Genomic DNA, 21044 nt, shown 5'->3' on the forward strand with positions numbered 1-21044 from the left:
TCGCCACCGCTGCCCGTGCTCCGTGCGGCGGCTGCGCAACCCGCCGTTGCCAGCGGCCGTCTGATCGGAGATCATTTCCGCGCCTGGACCGCGCGTCGAGACCTCGCACGCGCGCGGCGAACCGGACGGAACGGAGAGCGACGTGCCCGAGCAGCAGACCCCCGCCACCTGGCAGCCCCCGAGCGTCGAGGCCACCGCCCCGAACATCGCGCGCGTCTACGACTACCTGCTCGGTGGCAAGGACAACTTCCCCGCGGACCGGGAACTGGGCCGGCGGATCGAGGAGACGCTGCCCGAGGTGCACCTCGGGGTGCGGGCGCAGCGGGCGGTGCTGCGGCGGGTGGTGCGGCACCTGGTGGCCGAGGCGGGTCTGCGGCAGCTGGTGGACATCGGCTCGGGCCTGCCGACCGCCGACAACGTGCACCGGATCGCGCAGTCGGTGGCTCCCGAGGCCCGGGTGGTGTACGTCGACAACGACCCGGTCGTGCTGTCGCACGCGCGGGCACTGCTGGCCGACAACCAGCGGACCATCGTGGTCGAGGGTGATCTGCGCAAGCCGGGTGGGTTGTTGGCCGATCCGGGGCTGCGCGGGCACATCGACTTCGAGCAGCCGGTCGGCCTGCTGCTCTGCGGGATCCTGCACTACGTGCTGGACGAGGAGGAACCGGCGCGCCTGCTGCGGGAGTTGGTGGACGCACTGCCGTCCGGCAGCTATGTCTTCGTGCACCACCTGCTGGCCGCCGGGGACGACCCGGAGGCGGCGGCCGCCGAGGCGGTGCTGCGCCAGGGCGTCGGGCGGGCCCAGTTCCGCTCCCTGGAGCAGGTGGCGGCGTTCCTGGAGGGCCTGGAGCTGGTCGACCCCGGCGTGGTCACCGTCTCCGAGTGGCGCCCCGACGCCGACACCGCGATGCTGAGCGGCAACCCGGTGCTGCGGCTGGCCGCGGCGGCGGTGGCCCGCAAGCCCTGAGCGGACACCGCGACGACGGTGAGCACCGAGCAACGGTGAGCACCGGACCGCCCGGGCACGAGCACAGCTCCCGCGCCCGGGCGGTTCGCGTTCGACGGTACCTGACTTCCCGTCAGGACCGGTGCCCGACTGACCATCGGGTCGAGGCGGTCACTCGATGACCAGCTCCACCGCGATGTTGCCGCGGGTCGCCTTGGAGTACGGGCAGACCTGGTGCGCCTGCTCCACCAGGGCGCGCCCGGTGGCCTGGTCGATGGCGTCGGGCAGCTCCACGCGCAGCACGACCGACAGGCCGAAGCCGGTCTCGTCCTTGCCGATGCCGACCTCCGCGGTGACGGCGGCCTCCGAGGTGTCCACCTTGGCCTCCCGGCCGACCAGGCCGAGGGCGCTGGCGAAGCAGGCCGCGTAGCCGGCGGCGAACAGCTGCTCGGGGTTGGTGCCCTGGCCGTTGCCGCCGAGCGCGACGGGCAGCGCCAGCTGGACGTCCAGCAGGCCGTCCGAGCTGACGGCGCGACCCTCGCGGCCGTGGGTGGCGGTGGCGACGGCGGTGTACAGCGCGGTCATGGGATAACCGTCCTTCTTCATCGAGACGAGTCTGGTCGAGTCGTTCCTTCGGTCTTCGTGCCACAGAATGGCATCACACAATTCAGTTGTGCGCAACTAGATGGCCCGCATTGGTATGCTGGCGGCATGACCGAGGACCTGGTGGACGACAGCTGGCTGCGCCTGGACAACCAGATCTGCTTCGCCCTGCACGCCGCCTCCCGCGCGTTCAACGCGGTCTACCGCGACGCGCTCCAGGAACTCGGCCTGACCTACCCGCAGTACCTGGTGATGCTGGTGCTCTGGGAGCACGGCGAGCTGGGCGTCAAGCAGATCGGCGAGCGGCTGCGGCTGGACTCCGGCACGCTGTCGCCGCTGCTGAAGCGGCTGGAGGGGAACGGGCTGGTGCGCCGGGAGCGCAGCGCCGCGGACGAGCGCTCGGTCACCGTGCGGCCCACCGCCGCCGGGGCCGCGCTGCGCGAGCAGGCCGCCGAGCTGCCCCGCCGGGTCGCGGCCGCCACCGGCCTGGACATGGCCGCGGTGGCCGACCTGCGCGACCGGATCAACCGGCTGACCGCCGCCCTGGACACCGCCGGGCTGCCCGGCTCCCCCACCGACTGCGGCTGACCCTGCGCCGATCCTGGCGGCTGCCTACGCTGGAGGGATGATCAGCCGGGTGCACCTGGAGTCGCAGTGGCGGCGGGAGGCGCTGCGGACCAACCTGTGGCTGGTGCCGATCCTGGAGGTGGTCTTCGCCGCCGGGCTGTTCCTCGTCACCTGGTGGCTGGACCGCGCCGCCTACCGGGGTTCGCTGACCCTGCCGCCCTGGGTGATCAGCGGCACCGCCGACGCGGCCCGGCAGATCCTGGCCGCCATCGCCGCCGCCCTGATCACCGTGGTGGGCGTGGTCTTCTCGATCATGATCGTGACGCTCACGCTGGCGTCGACCCAGTTCGGGCCGCGGATGCTGCGCGTCTTCATCCGGGACCGCACCACCCAGCTGACCCTGGGCACCTTCGTGGGCACCTTCGTCTACGCGATGCTGGCCCTGATCTCGATCGGGCCGGCCTCGCACGGCGACTTCGTGCCGCACCTGTCGATCACGGTCTGCATGATGCTGGTGGTGGCCGACCTGGCGGTGCTGATCTACTTCATCCACCACATCGCGGTCTCCATCCAGCTGCCCCATGTGATCGCCCAGATCGCGGCGGAGCTCTCCCAGGCGATCGAGGCGGGGGCCGGGGAGCCGGAGTGGGCCGGGTCGGTGACCCGCGGGCCGCCGGCGGAGGAGCTCAACGCCCGGCTGGACGCGGCCGGCGCCCCGGTCCCTGCGTCGGCCAGCGGCTACCTGCAGTTCGTCCGGCACCGCAGCCTGGTGCGGATCGCCCAGGAGCTGGACGCGGTCATCCGACTGGACCACCGCCCCGGGCACTTCCTGGTGCAAGGGCACCAGCTGGCCACCGTCTGGCCGGCCGAGGCCGCCCCGGCGGTGGCCCACCGGTTCGCCCGGGCGCACCTCACCGGACCCTCCCGCACCCTGGCCCAGGACATCGCCTTCGCCGTCGACCAGTTGGTGGAGATCGCCATCCGGGCCCTCTCCACCGCGGTCAACGACACCTTCACCGCGCTCACCTGCATCGACTGGCTGGGCGAGGGGCTGTGCCGGATCGCCGTCCAGTGGCGGCCCAACCCGGTGCACCGGGACGGCGACGGACGGATCCGGGTGATCGCCCAACCGGTGCGCTACGAACGGCTGGTGCAGCGATCCTTCGAGAAGATCCGGCAGGCCGCGGCCGGCATGCCGGCCGTCCTGATCCGCCAACTGGACGCGCTGGCCGAGATCATGCGCGCCACCGTGACCGCCGAGCAGCGTGCGGTGCTGCTCGACCAGGCCGCGATGATCGACCGTCTGAACACCGAGTCGGTCGGCGAACCGGCCGACCGCGACGCCGTGCACCGCAGCTACCTGATGGTGCTGGCGGCGCACGACGCACTCGACTGACTCCCGGGCAGCGCCCCCACCGACGGATCACTCCTCCGGCGGCAGCTCGTAGAGCAGCGAGGAGGCCAGCGCCCCGCTGCTGACGTTGATGACGCCGACGCCCGAGGACTGCGGCACCGCCCGGGCCAGCGCCCCGCCGAAGCCGTCCACCCCGTTGAACACCCCCCAGGACACCAGCCACGGCGTCCACTCCCCCTGGGCGTCCAGGAAGTACTCGATGGCCGGGTCCACCCGGCGCTGCAGCAGGAACGGGCCGTCCAGCGCCGAGCGCACCTCCTGTTCCCACTGCGCGGCGGTGACCTGCTCGTCCCAGCCCAGCAGCACCCCGCGGCCGCCGTGCGACAGGGTCGGCTTGAGGGCCAGCGACTCGCGGTGGTCCAGGGCGTAGCGGAGCAGGTCGACCCGGGAGCCGTCCTCCAGGGTCACCTTGTCGTCGCGCACCATCCGGGTCCACGGCAGCAGCCGGTCCAGGCTCTCCAGCTCCGTGGCTGAGAACAGCTCGCGGTTGCGCTCGTCGGAGAGCATGGCGAGCGCGCCCTTGCTGGTGAAGGCCTCGGTGTCCATCGGGGTGAAGATCCGCACCCAGCCGGCCTCGACGGCGTCCAGCACCGGGTTCATCAGGGCCGGCGCCTCGGGCGACTCCAGGATGTCCTCGATCATGAAGCAGCGCACGATCAGGTCGATCGGGCGGCCGTCCAGCCAGACCCGTCGGTCGCGGACCTCCAGTTCGCCGATGTGGCAGGGGTAGGCCTCGAGGCCGTACTGGCCCCAGCGCTCGCAGAGCAGCCGGTTGTACGCCTCCAGGGTCTCGTAGCTGCTGGGCCAGTCGGCCAGCGCCACCACCGGCTTGTCGGTGCGGGCGTAACCGGACTCCACCAGGGTGTTGGTCACCTGCATCTCGGTGGTGTCCACGTAGCCCAGCCGGTGTTCGGCGGCGAAGTCGGCGAGCAGCGGGTGCTCCAGCAGGACGGCGGCCATGTCGCCGTTGTCCAGGCCGCCCAGCGCGCTGCCCAGGTTGCACTCCAGCATCTTGAACTCGCCGTCCTCGGTGCAGTAGAGGTCGGCCCGGGACTGCCGGGTCATCCGCTCGCCGCGGCCCTTCAGCACCGCCGAGACCTGCGCCTCGGTCATCCCGACGGCACGGGCGAAGGCCCCCGGGTCGCCGCCGAAGAGCCTCTGCGGCAGGCTGTCGACCGCGTCGTGCCAGACCCGCAGGTCGTGCTCCAGGCGCACCTTCTCCTGGTGGCCGAGGAAGAGCGGGCGGGAGAGGAAGTCGTTGCCGTAGAAGGTGGCCAGCTGCTTGGACTCGGGCATCCGCCCGATCAGCTCACGGGCCGTGGCGCCGGAGGCCTTGACCCGCCTGAGGTACTCCTCCGTGAGGTTCACACGGTCGAACATCGTCGGTTCCCCTCTCAGGAGTTGCGGTCGCGCAGTTCGAGCGTGCAGCACTTGACGCTGCCGCCGGCCAGCAGCAGTTCGGAGAGGTCGACCCCGATCGGGTTGAAGCCGCGCGCCTTGAGCTGTTCGATCAGGCCGGAGGCGGCCTGCGGGAGCAGCACGTTGTAGCCGTCGCTGAAGGCGTTGAGGCCGAAGACGGCGGCGTCCTGCTCGGACGCCAGGACCGCGTTCGGGTAGAGCTCGCGCAGCACGGCCTGGCTGCCCGGGGTGAACGCCTCGGGCCAGTACATGATCTCGGTCTCGGAGAGCACCGAGAGCGCGGTGTCCAGGTGGTAGTGGCGGGGGTTGACCAGGGTCAGGCTGGTGACCGGCAGGCCGAAGAACTCCTGCGCCTCGTAGTGCGAGCGCTGGTCGGTGCGGAAGCCGGTGCCGGCCAGGATGCGGCGGCCGACCGGCAGGTAGTCGCCCTCGCCCTCGTTGATGAACTCCGGCCACAGCACGTCCTGGTAGCCGTTGCGCTGGAACCAGGCGAGGTAGCCGGGGCCCTCGGCGGTGCGCTCCATGTGCCGGAACCGGGCGCCCAGCACCTTGCCGTCCACCACGGTGGCGCCATTGGCGGCGAAGACCATGTCGGGCAGGCCGGGCAGCGGGTCGATCACCTCCACGGTGTGGCCCAGCGACTGGTACAGCTCGCGCAGCCGCTCCCACTGCAGCACCGCCAGACCGGTGTCGACCGGCTTCTCGGGCTCCATCCAGGGGTTGATCGAGTAGTACACGTCGTAGTGGCTCGGTCTGCACATCAGCAGCCGGCGCGGCCGGGCAGTCCGCAGCGGTGCGGACGGCGACTGGGTCTGCGGGCCGATGACCTCGGTGACGGGCATGACGGTGTTCCTTACGGTCGAAAGTGGAGACCGGGCGATCCCGGGCTGAGCGGTGAGGAGGCCGGGCGGTGGCGAGTCAGGGAGTCAGCGGACGTCGAACCAGCCGTGGCCGAGCAGCGCGTCGACCAGCCGGTTCGGGTCGCCGCCGCTGTCGACCACCGCCACCTCGGGCAACTCGGCGGCGACATGGCCGCGTTCGAAGTCCGACTCGGTCAGGAAGACCACCGCGTCGGCTCCCAGGCCCAGGGACTCCGCCGTGCGTCGCAGGTTCCCGGCCTTGGGCGACCAGTTGACGACTCGCCGGGAGAACGCGGCGGCGTTGATCAGGACTTCGGGGCGCTCGCTGAGCACCCGTTCCACCGGATCGGGCGTGTGGTGGTCGGTGGGCACCAGGCGGATCCCCTGATCGGCCAACCGCCGTACGCAATGGCCGAGTTCCGGCTGCCAGTGAGGGGCGTCCGGGCCCAGCGCGAGCAGCCGGCGGGACAGGCCGAGCCTGGTCTGGGCAACCCTGCGGACCTCCTGGGCGAGCAGCAGCAGTGCCGCGTCGGTCCAGCCGGTGGCGCCGGCCCGGGCCGCGGCGGGCGCGGTGGCCAGCAGTCCGGCCAGGTCGATCACCTCGATCCGGCCGTCGGCCTCCGCCAGGTCGAGCAGTCCGGCGTTCAGCCGGTGCCAGTGGCGGGTGAGCCGGCCACGGGCCCGCAGGCCGAGCACGGTGTCCCGCACCCGCCGGGGCAGCGGAACGGTGTGCAGCACCAGGGTGCCGGTGCCGCGGGCCAGGGCGGCCTCGGCGAGGCCGGTCAACCGGTCCAGCCGGTCGTCCAGGTGCGGGCCGAGCGGGCCCGGGTCGGTCAGGTCGAACCGGTCCGGCAGGAAGAAGCGCTCGTCGAGCAGGCCCACCACCAGCTCGGCGCCGGCGTCGGCGAGCGCGGTGTCGAACCCGCGGGCGGCCGGCTGGGCCGGCTCGGGCCGGGCGCCGGCCGCCACCAGCACGGCCCGCAGCAGGGCCGGGAACGGTCCTGCCGGGCAGCCGGCCAGCACCAGCAGCCGGACCGGGCGCAGCTCACCGCCCGGGTCGCGCAGCTCGCGCAGGGCCCGTCCGGCGGCGGCGAGCAGCTCGGGATCGGTGCTCTGGGCGAGCGCCAGCCGGACGTCGGCGGCCGGCACCCGGCCGGCCGCCACCGCCTGCTGGACGGCCTCGATCAGCTCAGGCATCGGACCCGGACGGGCCCGCGTCACCGGTCCGCTGCCGAGGGAACGGCACTTCCTCCAGGTAGGAGACGCCGCTGGCGGCGTGTGCGCCGTAGCGTTCCCACACCTCGTGCAGCCGGATCCGGCCGTCCGGGAGGGTGGTCGGCTCGGACTGGCAGCGGCCGATGACGACCTGGCCGTCGGCCTTGACCATGGAGTAGGCGAACTCCAGGCTGCCGTCCGGCCGGCAGACGCCGTTGAGCACGCCCCGGCGGGTGTCGCCGCCGCTGAACTCGCCCCAGAGCAGGTCGCCCTGCTGGCGGTAGAGCGCCGAGCGGCCGGCTTCCTCGGGGTCGTCGCTGACCGGCCGGAACCGGCGGCCGTCGTAGTTGACGGCGGGCTTCGACCCGGCGCCTTCGGTGTTGAGGGTCACTGGTGCCCGGTCGGTCACTTCGGCTCCACCGTGACCTTGATCCGGTCGGCGAAGTCGGTCATGGTGTCCATCGCCTCCCGGTACGACGTGCCGGTGGTACCGAGGAAACCGACGATCGAATTGCCGTGCGGCGGGCGGAGGTTGGTGTCACCGGGGCGGGCGGTCAGCTTCAGCAGGAAGACCTGGTCGGAGGAGCTGACCTCCTCGGGCACCTCGATCTCCCGAATGGTGCCGTTCTCCTCGCTGATCAGGCACATCGCGGTGATGTGGGTGCCGGTCGGCCGGTAGTGCCGCACCTCGGGCTTGACGCCGCGGGCCACGTCGACCACGGCCTTGATCGGGTCGTAGCCGGCGGTCAGCCGGGCGACCTCGTCCAGGCCGCCGCCGCCCACCCGGGCGGCGATCTCCAGCAGGTAGGGCTTGCCCTGGTGGAACCGGACCTCGGCGTGGGCGACGCTGCGGCGCAGGCCCTGGGCGTGCAGGCCGGCCTTGACCACGGTGTGCACGTCGGCGATCTGCTCCTCGGTGAGCTCGGTCGGGGCGTGGTGCACGTCGTCGTCGAAGGTGGCGCCCTCCAGGGTGATCCGGTCGACCACCGATCCCAGGTAGACCTCGTCGTCCCAGGCCAGCGCCTCGATCAGGAACTCCCGGCCGTCCAGGAAGGACTCCACCAGCAGCCCGTCCGGGCCGAGGTCCAGCCCGGCCACCTCGGCGTGCGACCAGTACATGCCGGCCAGGCCCTCGCGGGCCTGCTGGTAGCGCTGCGCCAACTCCTCGGCGTCGTCGGCCTTGAAGACGAAGTTGCTGGCCGCGCCGAGGGTCGGCTTGATGATCACCGGGTAGCCGAAGTCGCCCGCCGCGGCCAGCGCCTCCGCCGCGGAGGTGACGTAGCGGAACTGCGGGTGGGCCGCCCGGCCGCGCTCGTGCGCCTGCCGCATCAGGTACTTGTTGCGGCTGGCCTTGGCGGCCTCCAGCCCGATGCTGGGCAGGCCGAGCGCGTCGGCGACCACGGCGGCGGCGATCACGCCGGCCTCGTTGAAGGTGATCACGCCGTCGAACCGCTCGGTGCGGTGCCAGTCCTCGGCCAGCTCGGCCAGCTTGGCGGCCTCGCGGCTGCCCGCGATCCGGTACCGGTCGGCCGGCCAGAACTCCGGCTCACCTTCACCGTTGAGGACGTAGAGGTCCACGCCCAGGTCGACCACCTGCTGGTAGCGCGACTTGTAGTACTCCTTGTTCTGGGAGCTCTCGATGGCGAGCAGCTTCATGAGCGGCCGTCCTTCTCCTCAACTGGCGACTCGACTGACGTTTCGACCGGCGCTTCGACCGGCGCTTCGGCTGACGTTGCGGCAAGCGGGTTCGACGGCAGCCCGGGCAGCCGGAACGGGGTGATCTTGTCGGGGACCGGACCGGCGTCCAGGGCGAGGTCGATGCCGGCCGCCCGGGCCGCCTCGGCGGTGTCCACCAGGATCGGCGCGGACCAGGCGAGCAGCGCCCGCGCCCCGGCCAGCAGATCACCGGGCCCGGTGCCCGCGGCAGCCTGCTCGCGCAGCTCGGCCAGGTGCTCGGCCAGCCGCGCGGCAGCCCGTGCCACGCTGAACCCGGACGGCTCGAAGCAGCCGCGCAGATCGGCGGCGAGCGCGGCCACCCGGCCCTGGGCCGCCGGGGAGACCGGCAGCGGAGCGCCGTCGTGACCGGCCAGCGCGGCGTCCAGTGCGTCGCCCAGCTCGCGCCAGGGTGCGATCAGTTGACGGTCCGTCAGGAGCGCGAGTTCGGCCCGGGTGAAGTTGGTGCGGGCCTGCTCGGGCAGCGTGAGCGCCAGGTAGAAGCGCAGCACGTCGCGCGGCACGCCCTCCTCGATCAGCTCGGTGCCGCGGATCAGGTGGCCACGGCTGGTCGAGAACTTGGCGTGCTCCAGCTCGTAGAACTCGTTGACCACGTTGACGCTGGGCCGGATGTAGCGGTCGCCGTGCGCCAGCAGCAGCACCAGGTCCAGCAGACCCCAGTGGTAGGTGTTGTCGAAGCCGTGCAGCAGGACCAGCTCGGCGCCCTGCTCGGCCCGCCAGTAGTGGTCGTAGGGCAGCGCCGGGTCCTGGCCGTTGGCCCACCAGGTGGCGTACATCGAGGCGGCCATCGCCTCCACCCACGGGTAGACGATCTGCCCCGGCGTCTCGGGGAACGGTGCCGGCACTCCCCAGCGGCCCGGCACGGTGACCGGGACGTCCGGCAGCGGCCGCGACAGCAGCTGCTCGATCAGCTGCTTGGGGTGCGGCCGCCAGCGCGGCGTGACCTCGGCGAAGTACGCCTCCAACTCGGCGCGGTACTCCTCCATCGGCAGCACCAGGATCCGCTCCTCGCGGACCGACACCGGCTCCTGCGGGTCCAGCGTGCAGCGCGGATCGCGCAGTTCGTCGTAGTTGTTCGGCGTGCCGCAGTCCTCGCAGGCGCCGCCGTTGCTGCCGGCCCCGCAGGCCGGGCAACCGCCGGTGAGCAGGCCGTCGTAGAGGTGGAGCCCGGAGTGCTCGGCGTACGGCAGTCGCACGGTGCGCTCCCGCAGCCGGCCGGCGGCGTGCAGCGCGGTGACGAACTCGGTCACCGCCTCGCGGCACCGGGCGTCCACCGGGGGCAGCAACTGCTCGCTGCTGCTGGTGAGTTCGATGGCCACACCGCGCAGCGTGCGCTCGATGGCGGCGGTCGAGTCGGCGGCCAGCCGGGCCGGGGTGGTGCCCTTGCGGGCGGCGCTGGCCACCACGTAGGTCTGGCTGTCGTCGGTGATGGTGGTCCAGGTGACCGGGGCGCCGGTGGCCCGCAGGTAGCGGGCGTAGATGTCGCCGACCAGGTAGGGACCGGCCAGGTGGCCCACGTGCAGGTCGCCGTTGGGCGTCGGGGTGGCCGCGATCAGGATTCTCGGCTGGTTCACTGCGCCGTCGCTCACTGGGCGCCCGCCTGGTGCCGGTCCAGGAAGGCGACGGCCAGCTCGGTGTCCCACCAGATCGAGTAGAACTCCAGGTTGCCCTCGGCGTCCTTGGGATTGAGGGCGAAGTGCTCGGTGTGCGGCGTGAAGTGCACGACGTCGCCGGCCTTGAACGGGCGGCGCACCCCGTCGGCCTCGATCTCGCCCTCGCCCTTGGCGGCGATCCAGATCTCGTACTCGTGGTGCTCGTGCGGGCGCGAGGAGGTGCCGGGCTCGACGATCGACCAGCAGCCCTCGAACGGCGCGTTCAGCAGCGGCCAGGGCACCAGGCGCTGGGTGTAGAGGTCGTACTCGAAGGTCAGCCCGTCGCGGTTCAGCGGGCGGATTTCCATGGTCATGGCGGGTCTGCTTTCGGATCGGAAGAAGGGCTCAGGCGACGTCGGCGAGCACACCGGTGCGCGCCCGGTGCTGGACCAGGTCACCGACGATCTCGCTGGAACGCACGGCCAGCACGCTGAGCAGCGAGTCGGAGATGCCGTGGGTGGCCTCGTTGACGCCCTGCAGGTAGACCGACGGGCCGTCCTCGTTGCCGGGCACGCACAGCCGGTAGTTGCGGTCGACGGCGGTCTCCGCCAGGCCCAGCCGGTCGGCCAGGCCGCGCACCAGGGACGGCATCCGGCTGTCGAAGCCGGTGCCCAGCAGCACGTAGTCGGCGGCCAGTTCGGTGCTGGTGCCGGTCAGCCGGTCGGTCAGGGTGAGCACCAGCTCGTCGTCCTGGAAGCGGGTGGCGGTGATGTCGGTCATGGTGATCAGCTTCAGCCGCTCGTCGCCGCTGAGCCGCTCCAGGTAGCGCTGCCGGTAGAGGGTGTCCAGCATCGCCGGGGCCAGGCCGGCGTAGTTGCTCAGGTGCATCTCCCGCAGCAGCTGCTCCCGGGCCGGGCCGGTGGCCTGGAAGAACTGGTCGATGAACGAGCTGTAGTAGATCTCGTTGGTGAACTTGCTGGACTCGTAGTTCTTCAGACCGATGGAGCGCATCACCATGGTGGTCGCGGCGGCCGGGAACCCCTGGTGCACCGCCCAGAGCAGCTCGGCCGCGCTCTGGGCGCCGCCGACGACCACGAAGCGGTGCTTGCCGGCCGGGTCCAGGGCGGCGATCCGAGCCGAGTAGTCGGCGCTGTGGATCAGCCGGTCGGCGGGCAGGGCGGCGAACTCGGCGGGGATCCGCGGATCCCGCCCGGCGCCGATCACCAGGTCGCGGGAGCGGATCTCGCTGCCGTCGGCGAAGCCGGTCAGCCAGCCCTCCAGCCGGCCGCCGACGCCGTGCTGCGGGGCGATCGAGACCGCCCGGCGGTCGTAGTCGATCCGCACCTTGTCGAGCGTGTCGGCGACCCACTGCAGATAGCCGGAGATCTCCTGCCGGTAGGGCGTGAAGGTGCCCAGGTTGATGAACTCGTCCAACCGCCCGACGCTGTGCAGGTAGTTGACGAACGAGAACCGGCTGGTCGGGTTGCGCAGCGTCACCAGGTCCTTCAGGAAGGACACCTGGCTCTGCGTCCAGGGCAGCAGCATGCCGCGCTGCCACACCACCGAGTCGTACTGCTCGGCGATCACGGTCTGCTCGGCGAGGTCCGCCGGAGCCAGCTCCTCCAGCGCCACTGCCAGGGCGAGGTTCGCCGGCCCGGCGCCGATGGCGAGCAGTTCAACGTCCTGGCGTGCCAAGGCCATCCCCTTTTCGAAGTGTGGGAGCCACCCCGGGCAGCGCTGCCGCGGGCGGGTGGCGGGTGATCTGGCTGAAATGCTGTCAGCTCGGCATATCCCGGACAAGGCGTTCAACTGAACGATTTTCAGGGCGAGTTGACATATGTCGGACAAAGCTCAGGAAGGCGGGCAGGCCTCGACGAGCGCGGCCGCGGCATCCCGGGAGTTGGCGAGCACGGTCTTGGCCGCGCCGCCGGTACCGCCGGTGAAGGTGAACAGCGGCGCATCCGCCGGCAGTCGGCGCAGCAGCAGCCCGCCGGTGCCGCCCGGCGCGGCCCAGCAGTCGGCCGCGGTGGCCGTCCTGGCGTCCGGCCCGGGCCAGTCGGCCAGTCCCAGCCGCTCGGCCGCGCACGCCGCCACCTGGGCGGCCAGCTCGGGCAGCGGGGTGAGGGCGGCCGGGTCCACGTCCCAGCGGTCGGTGGGCAGTCCGAGCAGCATCCGGTGCGGGCCGTCCGGGCGGCCGTAGAGGCCACTGGTCTCATCCACGAACGCGCCCATCCCGGGCGGGAGTCGGTCGGTGGTACCGATGGTGTACTGGATCTGCTTGGCGCGCAGGCCCTGGTCGGGCAGCCGCCAACTCCGCAGCAGCCGCGGCGTCCACGGCCCGGCGGCGACCACCACCGCACGGTACCGCTCGGCGCCGCCCGCCACCGTGCGCAGCTCGCCGTCGGGCGCGAGCGCCGTCACCGTCTCGGCGCGGACGGTGCCGCCCGCCGCCTCGACGGCCGCCAGCAGTCCGGTCCGCAGCCTGGCCGGCGACAGGCAGCCGGCGGCCGGTTCGACCACCGCCAAGGTGTCGGACGGCAGCCCGCGGAACGTCTTCAGTTCGGTGGCGTCCACCAACTCAGCTGCGCCCGGCAGTAGTTCATCGACCAGGTCGAGCACCGGGCGGATCCTTGCCGCGGTGCTGCCGGACGGCAGCAGATAGCTGGAGCCGAACTCCCGGTAGCCGGCCAGCTCCCGCAGTCCGGCGTCGGCGCGCAGTTCGGCGAGGCTGAGCGCGGCCGCCCTGGCCGTCACCGGATCGGTCTCGAAGGCCCGCAGCAGACCGCCGGAGACCGCCGTGGCGTCCCGGGTGACGGTGGCACCGCCGGTCAGCACGGTGACCGGGTGTCCCATCCGGGTCAGCCGCCAGGCGAGCACCGCGCCGGCCAGGCCGCCGCCGATCACCGCGATGCCGAGGTCGTCGCGCAGTTCCATCGGATCAGCCGATCTGCCGTGCACGGTACTGGAGTTCGAGCGAGAGGTTGTGCCAGATGTCGGAGCACTCCTGGGCCAGCTCGGCGACCACGGACAGCAGGTGCGGCGGGATGTTGTCCAACTCGCTCTCCGCCTCGCCGACCACCACCAGCCGCCGGTGCAGCCAGACCAACAGGGCCCGCCCGTGGTCGGTGAAGCGCAGCGACGGGTCGCGCCGCAGGCTCTCCAGTCCGGCGAACGGCTCGGGCCTGGTCTGCCGGGCGGTGGCCGGCTCGCTGGCGATCCGGCGCATCGCCGCCAGTTCGGCGGTCGGCGCGGCCGGCTGCGGTTCGGGCCGGCACAGCGGGTCCTCCCCGCGGTCGAGCCGGGCCCGGATGTCGTGTGCGGTGCCCAGCGACACCCCGGCGGCCTGGGCGATCTCCCGCAGCGAGGCGTCCGGGCTGTCCCGGATCACCGCGACCGCGCGCCGCCGCCCCTCGCCGCCGTCCACCGGCCGCAGCCGCCCGTCGCGGCCCAGCCGGGTGCCGCTGCGCGCGCCGTCGCCCGCCGCCTGCCGCCGGATCACCCCGACCGTGCTGGCCGCCAGCCCGGTGGCCCGGGCCACCGCCCGGTCCGCCAATTCGGGCTGGAGTTCGACGATGCGGCGGGCGGCCGCCTTGCGCTCGGCCAGCGACAGCGGCAGGCCGTGGGCCACATTGGCCTGCACGCCCAGGATGAAGGCCTCGGCCTCGGAACCCTCGAAGAACTCGACGGTGATCACGTCCGCACCCCTGCTCTGCGCGGCGCGCAGCCGGTGCGCGCCGTCGATCACCCGCATGGTGGCCCGGTGCACCAGGATCGGTGGCAGTTCGGCATCGGTCTCGGCGAGCCGCCGCACGTGCTCCTCGTCCACCCCTTGGAAGCGGGGCGAGTCGCCCGGCAACACTGCCTCGATCGGTATCTGCTCCACAGTTCTCATCCGTGCCCCCCGGGCAGCTGTTGTCCCAGAACCGTCACCGGGCGCCATGTGCGCGGAGCCCGGAGTTGTACGCATCGGCGCCGGCTCGTCGGCGGCCGCACCGTGCGGGGTGGCCGCAAGGCGCCGCCGGAGCCGCGCTGGAAAGGAAGGACCCGCCGCGGTCGCGGGTCGTCAGACGCCCTCGGCGACCGGCTCGGCCTCGGCCGCCGGCTGCCGGGCACCGGCCGAGGGCTGGACCGGCCTCATGCCGAGCGCCCCGAGGACGGTCGAGATGACCGCGAACAGCCCCACCACCGGCCAGACGCCGTGGTGCAGCCGCTGGAAGAGCATCCCGCCGATCACCGGTCCGATCGCGGTGCCGGCGTTGAACATCACCTGGAAGCTGCTGATGTAGCGGGCCTTCAGCCGCTCGGGGGCGATCATGCCCGGGTAGGCGAAGAGGGTGGGGCCACCCAGGATTTCACCCAACGTCCAGATCAGGGTGCCGATCAGGATCACCGCCGCGCCCAACGGCAGCCCGTAGCAGGCCTCGCCGAGCCCGACCAGGACGAAGGCGCAGCTCACGCTGATCCGGAGCGGCCACTTCTGGGTGACCTTGGTCAGCGGCAGCTCGAAGAGGATCACGATGATGCTGTTGGCCGAGACCGCGAGGCTGTACCAGAAGACGTCCACGTGCGAGCGGGTGACGTCCAGCGGCAGGGTCGAGAGGTACTGGGTGTAGATGATCGCGTTCACCAGGGTGGCCAGCAGGTAGAACACGTAGCGGGTGTCCTTGAGCACCTGCAGGTAGCTCTCCTTGGGCGCCTTGGCCTCGGCCGCCGCGGGCTCGGCGGGCTGCTGCTTCAGCTTGCGCGGCAGGGTGGCGAAGGCCATCACGCCGTACGCCAGCGCCACCACCGCCTCGCCCCAGAACAGGATCGCGTAGCCGTGCCCGCCGAGGCGGAACAGCGCGAAGCCGAGCTGCGGGCAGAGGGTGGTGCCCAGGTTGAGGCCCAGCCGCCAGATCCCGAAGATCATCACCTGCCGGTCGGGCGGTGTGAGTTCGGACAGCAGCGCCGAGGAGGCGGGTCGGTAGATGCTCTGGAAGAGGCCGACCAGCACCACCGAGGCGACGATCAGCGGGAAGCTGTTGACGTAGTAGACCAGCACCAGCAGCAGCGCCGAGCCGGTCATGCTCAGCACGGTGGCGTTGCGCGCGCCCAGCGCGTTGGCCAGCGCGCCGCCGACCAAGATGCCGAGCACCGCACCGGCGCCGTAGCCGCCGAGTGCCAGGGTGGCCTGGTCGGCCGAGTAGCCGCGGGAGGTCAGGTAGAGCACCAGGAAGATGCTGAGGAACGCCCCCAGTCGGCTGATCACCACGCCGGCCAGGATCGCCTTCACCGCGATCGGTGACTGCGCGAAGGTGCTCCACGGCCCGGGTCCTGCGGGTTTCGCCTTCTTGCTCATCGTTCGGCAGGTCTTTCCATCGGTGGGCCCCGCTCAGGCCGGGGTGACGACGAGTGCGGCGCCGGCCGCGTCCAGTGCCCGGTCGCAGGCCTGCTGCGAGTCGGCGGCGACGGTGGCGTAGGCCACCCGGCCCACCAGGGTGCCCTTCGGCGGCGGCGAGACGACCGCGCCGGGAGCGGCGATGGCCACCGCCCGGTCGATCTCGGCCGGCAGCCGCTCCTCGTCGAACCGGATGGCGCCGATGGTGGTGTCGTCCTCGGCCACGTAGAAGAACCGGATCGCGGTGGTCTGCGAGCGGGTCGCGGTGACCTCCGGGGCCAGGCCGCAGGCCGCCCGGGCGGCGGCCAGGCCGGGGTCGATCCCGGTGGCCAGCCGGCCGAGGTAGGGGATCAGGTCGCCGCCGAGCCGGCCGTTGGCCTCGATCAGCTTGGGGCCGTCGGCGGTGAGCATGAACTCGCAGTGCGTCCAGCCGTCGGTGAAGCCGAGCGCGGCGTGGATCGCGGTGAGCAGCTCGGCGAAGCCGGAGTCGGCGAGCAGCGGGTCCGCGGCGTCGACCCGGTGGCCGATCTCCTCGGCGTAGGGCGGATAGCCGACCACCTTGCGGCCGATGAACAGCGCGGTGGCCTTGCCGCCCTGCACCACCGAGTCGACGCTGATCTCCTCGCCGATCACGCACTCCTCGACCAGGTAGGGCTCCGCGGTGTCGAAGACGACCGGGTCGGGCAGGGTGGCCACACGGGTGAAGGCGAAGCCCTCGCTGAGCTGCTCCGGGCCGTCCACCCGGATCACGCCGACGCTGGCGCCGTAGCCGCGCGGCTTGAGGATCACCGGGTAACCGATCCGGGCGGCGGCGTCCAGCGCCTCCTGCTCGGTGGTCACGGGGATCGAGGCGGGCTGCGGCAGGCCGGCGGCGTCCAGCGCCCGGCGGGTCTGTCCCTTGTCGCGCATCCGCCAGATCACGGCCGGGTCGCCGTTCGGCAGCTTGAGCGCCTCGGCGATGTGCGAGGCCGCGTGGATCCGGGCCTCGTCCCAGCAGAGCACCCCGTCGAAGGGCTGCTCCCGGTGCAGCTCGGCGGCGGCGGCGGCCATCGCCGGGCCGTCATAGGTGTCGGGGACCACCGTCCAGCCGCTCAGGTACTCCTGCTCCCAAGTGGGTTCCACGGTGTGGAACAGGTGTATCCGGAACTCCGTGCTGATCGATCGGAGCAGGTACTCGCGGTAGGACCGCATGCCCGTCGCGACCAGGAGAAGAAGTGGCCGCGCCGCCACCTCGGTACCGGTGATCATTTCTTTCCTTCCTGGACTCCCGCATCCCCTGGATCCGGAGGCCGGACCGGGTCGCCGCCGTGGAGTCCCCGCGAATTCGACCCACAAGCTACAAGCGAGCTGACACAGTGTCGACCGTCTTGCCGACACTTCACCGGTTGTCGAACTCGACTGTGACGAAGCCGCGTAGCGCCTGCGAAGGGCGCCGTTGACGCACCGTCATCCCGAGCTCGTGAAGTTGAAACATCACCTTGCGCCGGGGGGCCGGCGTTCAACCGTCAAGACTGGATGGTTGAACGCCGACTGACAGCCCGACAAGATAGACTGGACGCGGGCCAGTCTGTCGGGCTGGCCATTTCCGCGCGATTGTCCACCAGCGAAGCCGCAGGTCACGGGGCGGATTCCGGATTCCGGCGGCCATTCACGGAATAAATCTGTTGTATCCCTGAATTCCGGCACCGCAGCGGAGCGGGCTTTGGGTGCGCGGTGTTTTGACGGGGGCATGTCGGAATTGGTCGGCACGGTACGTGAAGTCGCCGCGCGGCACCGGTGGCCGCGACCGGCGGCGAAAAATTTTCTCCCGGCCTTGCCGCGCCCGACTGGCATTCGTCCACCGCACCCCGGGCCGCACACGGACATGTTCCGCCGCTGCGCCGCCCGGGCCGAAACACCGCGATCGCGGGCCCCGCGCGCGATTTCACCACCGCCACGGGCCCCGAGTACCGTCCAGGAAGTGGACAGCCGAGCGCACCCGCCACTCGATCGCGCAGGATCGGCGCTGGGCACCCCCGCCGCCCCCGACCTGCCCCGAGGACCCACCAGTGACGACCGCGCCGCACCCCGCGACCGCCGAGCCCACAGACCCGCTGAGCGGACCGCGACTCGCCCGGGTCGCCGAGCAGTACGGCACCCCGGCCTGGGTCTACGACGCCGACCGGATCCGCGCCCAGATCGCCCGGCTGCGCAGCTTCGACGTCATCCGGTTCGCCCAGAAGGCCTGCTCCAACACCCACATCCTGCGCCTGATGCGGGCCGAGGGCGTGCTGGTCGACGCCGTCTCACTGGGTGAGATCGAGCGTGCCCTCACCGCCGGCTACCAGGTGCACGGCCCGAACGAACCGGTGGTCCTCACCGCCGACGTGCTGGACCGGGCCACCCTGCGCCGGGTGGTGGAGCTGGGCCTGCCGGTCAACGCCGGCTCCCCGCAGATGCTGGAGCAGCTCGGCGCGCTCTCCCCCGGGCACCCGGTCTGGCTGCGGATCAACCCCGGCTTCGGGCACGGTCACAGCCGCAAGACCAACACCGGCGGCGAGCAGAGCAAGCACGGCATCTGGCACGAACACCTGCGGCAGAGCCTGGAGTTGGTCGACCACTACCGGCTCGACCTGATCGGCCTGCACATGCACATCGGCTCCGGGGTGGACTACGGCCACCTGGAGGCGGTCTGCGAGACCATGGTCAAGCAGGTGCGGCTCAGCGACCGGGACGTGCGGGCGATCTCGGCCGGCGGCGGCCTCTCGGTGCCCTACCACCCCGGCCAACCGGAGGTGGACACCGAGCGCTACTTCCGACTCTGGGACGCGGCCCGCCAGGAACTGGTGCGCGAACTCGGCCATCCGGTGCGGCTGGAGATCGAACCGGGCCGGTTCCTGGTGGCCGGCGCCGGAGCGCTGGTCAGCGAGGTGCGGGCGCAGAAGCCGGTCGGCAGCAACCACTTCCTGCTGGTCGACGCCGGCTTCAACGACCTGATGCGGCCCGCCATGTACGGCAGCAGCCACCGGGTCTCGGTGCTCACGCCGGCCGGCGAGGCGCGCACCGAGGCGCTGCGGGACACCGTGCTCGCCGGGCCGCTGTGCGAGTCGGGCGACGTCTTCACCCAGGCGGAGGGCGGCGACGTGGAGCCGATCCCGCTGCCCCGGGCCGAGATCGGCGACCTGGCGGTCTTCCACGACACCGGGGCGTACGGGGCGAGCATGTCCTCCAACTACAACTCCCGCCCGCTGCTGCCCGAGGTCCTGGTGGACGGCGGGCAGAGCCGGCTGATCCGGCGCCGGCAGACCGTCGCGGAACTGCTGGCCCTGGAGACCGAGGTGGCCTGACCGCTGCGACCGGTGCTACCGCTCCCCGGTCAGCACCGGTTTGAGGTCCAGCACCGGAGTGCCGTCCAGCGCCTCCAGATCACTCACCCGCACCCGCAGGCCGTCCACCGCCAGTACGGTCACCCGGTGCAACCCGATCGGGTTGGGCCGGTCCGGGGACCGGGTGGCGAACACCCCCGTCTCCGGGCGGCCGGCCTCCCCGCGCGGCCGCACGGCGAGCACATCGCGCCGTGCGCGGTGCAGCCAGGTGAGCACCAGAAGCTCCGCGCCGACCGTCAACTCCCGCAGGCCGCGCTCCACTTCGGGTTCGAAGACCAGCCAGGCGGGCGGCGCCCCCTCGTCGCCCTGCCTGGGCGCACCGGCCCGCTCGGTGATCCGCGACTCCACCCGGCCGATCGGGCGCAGCCGGTACTCGTACTCGGCCATCCACCGCCTCCGCTCCTGGCGCTCCGCACCGCAGCCTAGCGGCTAACCGTCCTGGCGCCGCTGCGCCACCAACTCCGCCACCCCGCCCAGGAACCGCTGCACCACCGCCACCTCTTCCGGCGCGTAGTCCCGCAGCATGCCCACCAGGGCCCCGATCAGCGGACCGAAGAAGGTCTCTCCGAGCACGACGGCCTGCTCCTGAACCACCAGCAGCACCCGCCGCCGGTCCTTGTCGTCCCGGGTGCGGCGGACCAGGCCGAGCCGCTCCAGCCGGTCCAGCAGCGCGGTGGTGCCCGCCGAGTTCAGTTTCAGCTGGGCGCCGAGCCGGCCGGGGGTGGCCGGGGTGCCGGAACGGGCCGCGTCCAACAGGCAGATCAGGGCCCGCAGATCGGTCGGGTGCAGGCCGTTGCGCTGCGCGAACTCCCCGCCCAGCAGGTCGAGTTCCACGGTCACCGCGCGCAGCAGGTGCACCACCGCGAACTCCGGCCCGGCGTTCGGTATCCGACCCATCCGCTGATCCATCTTCCGACCCATCTCCCACTGCTGACGACCCAGGGGCTATTCTCTCGCTCAGCGAGATACTTGCCCAGCAACATATCTCCCTCAAGGGGGCTACACCATGACCGATCAGCAGCGCCGATGCCAGTCGGCCCAGGAAGCCGTGCTGGAACGCTGGGGTCTTCCGGTCGAACGGATCGAACTGACCTCGGAGTTCGGCACCACCGTGGTCACCGCCTGCGGGCCGCGCGACGGCGAACCGCTGGTCCTCCAGCACAGCGGCAGCACCACCTCGGCGGTCTGGTTCGCCAACGCCGCCGAACTGGGCCGCACCCGGCGGCTCTACGCGGTGGACCGGATCGGCGAGGCCGGGCTCAGCCGGCCCGGACAGCGGCCGCCGCGCACGGTGGACGACCTGCACGCCTGGCTGGACGGCGTGCTCGACGGCCTGTCGCTGACCGCTCCCGATCTGCTCGCGCACTCCTACGGCGCCAGCATCGCGATGAGTTACGCACTGAGCCGACCGCGGCGGGTGCGGCGGATGGCGCTGCTCGACCCCACCCTGGTCTTCGCCGGGTACCGGATGGGCTATCTGCTGCACGCACTGCCGATGCTGGCGCGGCCCAGCGCCGCCCGCGCCCAGCGGTTCCTCAGCTGGGAGACCGGCGGCCGTCGACTCGACCCGGACTGGCTCGAACTCTACGGCCGGGCCGCCGAGTTCCCCCGCACCAAGCCCGTGGTCCCGCCCCGGCCCGACGCGGCGCGGCTGGCCGACTGCCGGACGCCCACCCTGGTGCTGCCGGCCGCCGAGAGCCGCTGCCACGACGCCCGCGCCGTGCAGGCCGCCGCCGCCCGGCTGCTGCCCGATGTGGAGGCGGTGCTGGTTCCCGGGGTCTCCCACCACGGCATGCCCTATCAGCAGGCGCCGGAACTCAACCGGCTGATCAAGGAGTTCCTGGCCAAGCCGTGACCTGATGTGACGCAGTGCGGTGCACCCGCGGGTGCGACCGTGCGGTGAACCCCGTGCCGCGGGCGGCCGTTTCAAAGAAGTACAGCCCTTCGTCCAC

The 21044-nt window shown here is 72.1% G+C and carries 20 protein-coding genes; 5 read left to right on the plus strand and 15 right to left on the minus strand.

The window, feature by feature from the left end:
* Nucleotides 1-142: 142 nt before the first annotated feature.
* Nucleotides 143-967: an SAM-dependent methyltransferase gene (locus LN042_RS09885; protein ID WP_230050530.1), complete on the plus strand. Its 825-nt coding sequence runs from the start codon at nt 143-145 to the stop codon at nt 965-967.
* A gap of 150 nt (nt 968-1117) precedes the next feature.
* Here the strand turns inward: LN042_RS09885 and LN042_RS09890 are convergent, their stop codons facing one another.
* Nucleotides 1118-1531, minus strand: a complete 414-nt coding sequence (locus tag LN042_RS09890; RefSeq protein WP_230050788.1) for an organic hydroperoxide resistance protein — start codon at nt 1529-1531, stop codon at nt 1118-1120.
* A 126-nt stretch (nt 1532-1657) separates the two neighbouring features.
* Between LN042_RS09890 and LN042_RS09895 the strand changes: the two genes are divergently transcribed.
* Together LN042_RS09895 and LN042_RS09900 are read left to right on the plus strand one after the other, a co-directional pair.
* Complete coding sequence (locus LN042_RS09895) at nt 1658-2137, plus strand: MarR family winged helix-turn-helix transcriptional regulator (protein WP_230050532.1); 480 nt, start codon at nt 1658-1660, stop codon at nt 2135-2137.
* A 37-nt stretch (nt 2138-2174) separates the two neighbouring features.
* Nucleotides 2175-3512 (plus strand): DUF2254 domain-containing protein, encoded by a 1338-nt coding sequence (locus LN042_RS09900; protein ID WP_230050534.1) that lies wholly within the window; start codon nt 2175-2177, stop codon nt 3510-3512.
* 27 nt (nt 3513-3539) lie between these two features.
* Here the strand turns inward: LN042_RS09900 and LN042_RS09905 are convergent, their stop codons facing one another.
* The 12 genes from LN042_RS09905 to LN042_RS09960 all read right to left on the minus strand — a co-directional run bounded on the left by LN042_RS09905 (nt 3540) and on the right by LN042_RS09960 (nt 16975).
* Nucleotides 3540-4910, minus strand: coding sequence for a hypothetical protein (locus LN042_RS09905; protein WP_230050536.1), 1371 nt, complete (start codon nt 4908-4910; stop codon nt 3540-3542).
* 14 nt (nt 4911-4924) lie between these two features.
* The gene (gene ddaH, locus LN042_RS09910) at nt 4925-5791 is read right to left on the minus strand and encodes a dimethylargininase (protein WP_230050538.1); all 867 of its coding nucleotides are present in this window, start codon (nt 5789-5791) and stop codon (nt 4925-4927) included.
* Nucleotides 5792-5875: 84 nt separating this feature from the next.
* Entirely contained in the window at nt 5876-7006 is a 1131-nt protein-coding gene (locus tag LN042_RS09915) for a hypothetical protein (RefSeq protein WP_230050540.1), read from the minus strand.
* The gene (locus LN042_RS09920) at nt 6999-7433 is read right to left on the minus strand and encodes an avidin-fold protein (protein ID WP_230050542.1); all 435 of its coding nucleotides are present in this window, start codon (nt 7431-7433) and stop codon (nt 6999-7001) included. Before LN042_RS09920 ends, LN042_RS09915 begins: the two co-directional genes overlap by 8 nt.
* The gene (locus tag LN042_RS09925; RefSeq protein ID WP_230050544.1) at nt 7430-8680 is read right to left on the minus strand and encodes an ATP-grasp domain-containing protein; all 1251 of its coding nucleotides are present in this window, start codon (nt 8678-8680) and stop codon (nt 7430-7432) included. Before LN042_RS09925 ends, LN042_RS09920 begins: the two co-directional genes overlap by 4 nt.
* Nucleotides 8677-10332, minus strand: coding sequence for a class I tRNA ligase family protein (locus tag LN042_RS09930; RefSeq protein ID WP_230050546.1), 1656 nt, complete (start codon nt 10330-10332; stop codon nt 8677-8679). Before LN042_RS09930 ends, LN042_RS09925 begins: the two co-directional genes overlap by 4 nt.
* Nucleotides 10333-10343: 11 nt before the next feature.
* Nucleotides 10344-10724 carry a cupin domain-containing protein gene (locus tag LN042_RS09935; protein ID WP_308191786.1) on the minus strand — a complete coding sequence of 127 codons (381 nt, stop codon included), beginning with the start codon at nt 10722-10724 and terminating at the stop codon, nt 10344-10346.
* A gap of 31 nt (nt 10725-10755) precedes the next feature.
* Nucleotides 10756-12051 carry a lysine N(6)-hydroxylase/L-ornithine N(5)-oxygenase family protein gene (locus LN042_RS09940; protein WP_308191787.1) on the minus strand — a complete coding sequence of 432 codons (1296 nt, stop codon included), beginning with the start codon at nt 12049-12051 and terminating at the stop codon, nt 10756-10758.
* 150 nt (nt 12052-12201) lie between these two features.
* Complete coding sequence (locus tag LN042_RS09945; RefSeq protein WP_230050550.1) at nt 12202-13284, minus strand: NAD(P)/FAD-dependent oxidoreductase; 1083 nt, start codon at nt 13282-13284, stop codon at nt 12202-12204.
* A gap of 4 nt (nt 13285-13288) precedes the next feature.
* On the minus strand, nt 13289-14317 hold the full coding sequence (locus LN042_RS09950; RefSeq protein WP_504871021.1) for a ParB N-terminal domain-containing protein: 1029 nt from the start codon (nt 14315-14317) through the stop codon (nt 13289-13291).
* 96 nt (nt 14318-14413) lie between these two features.
* A complete protein-coding gene (locus LN042_RS09955) occupies nt 14414-15688 on the minus strand; it encodes an MFS transporter (protein ID WP_230050553.1) in 1275 nt (424 codons plus the stop codon).
* A 33-nt stretch (nt 15689-15721) separates the two neighbouring features.
* The gene (locus tag LN042_RS09960) at nt 15722-16975 is read right to left on the minus strand and encodes an ATP-grasp domain-containing protein (RefSeq protein ID WP_230050555.1); all 1254 of its coding nucleotides are present in this window, start codon (nt 16973-16975) and stop codon (nt 15722-15724) included.
* A gap of 800 nt (nt 16976-17775) precedes the next feature.
* Here LN042_RS09960 and lysA point away from each other — a divergent pair.
* Entirely contained in the window at nt 17776-19053 is a 1278-nt protein-coding gene (gene lysA, locus LN042_RS09965) for a diaminopimelate decarboxylase (RefSeq protein ID WP_230050557.1), read from the plus strand.
* Nucleotides 19054-19068: 15 nt separating this feature from the next.
* Here lysA and tsaA read toward each other — a convergent pair whose 3' ends face one another.
* Nucleotides 19069-19479, minus strand: a complete 411-nt coding sequence (gene tsaA / locus LN042_RS09970) for a tRNA (N6-threonylcarbamoyladenosine(37)-N6)-methyltransferase TrmO (protein ID WP_230050559.1) — start codon at nt 19477-19479, stop codon at nt 19069-19071.
* 42 nt (nt 19480-19521) lie between these two features.
* A complete protein-coding gene (locus LN042_RS09975) occupies nt 19522-19989 on the minus strand; it encodes a MarR family transcriptional regulator (protein ID WP_230050561.1) in 468 nt (155 codons plus the stop codon).
* A gap of 109 nt (nt 19990-20098) precedes the next feature.
* Between LN042_RS09975 and LN042_RS09980 the strand changes: the two genes are divergently transcribed.
* Nucleotides 20099-20947, plus strand: a complete 849-nt coding sequence (locus tag LN042_RS09980) for an alpha/beta fold hydrolase (RefSeq protein WP_230050563.1) — start codon at nt 20099-20101, stop codon at nt 20945-20947.
* The last annotated feature ends 97 nt before the right edge of the window (nt 20948-21044 follow it).

This window comes from Kitasatospora humi, from assembly GCF_020907985.1.
Lineage (GTDB): Bacteria > Actinomycetota > Actinomycetes > Streptomycetales > Streptomycetaceae > Kitasatospora > Kitasatospora humi.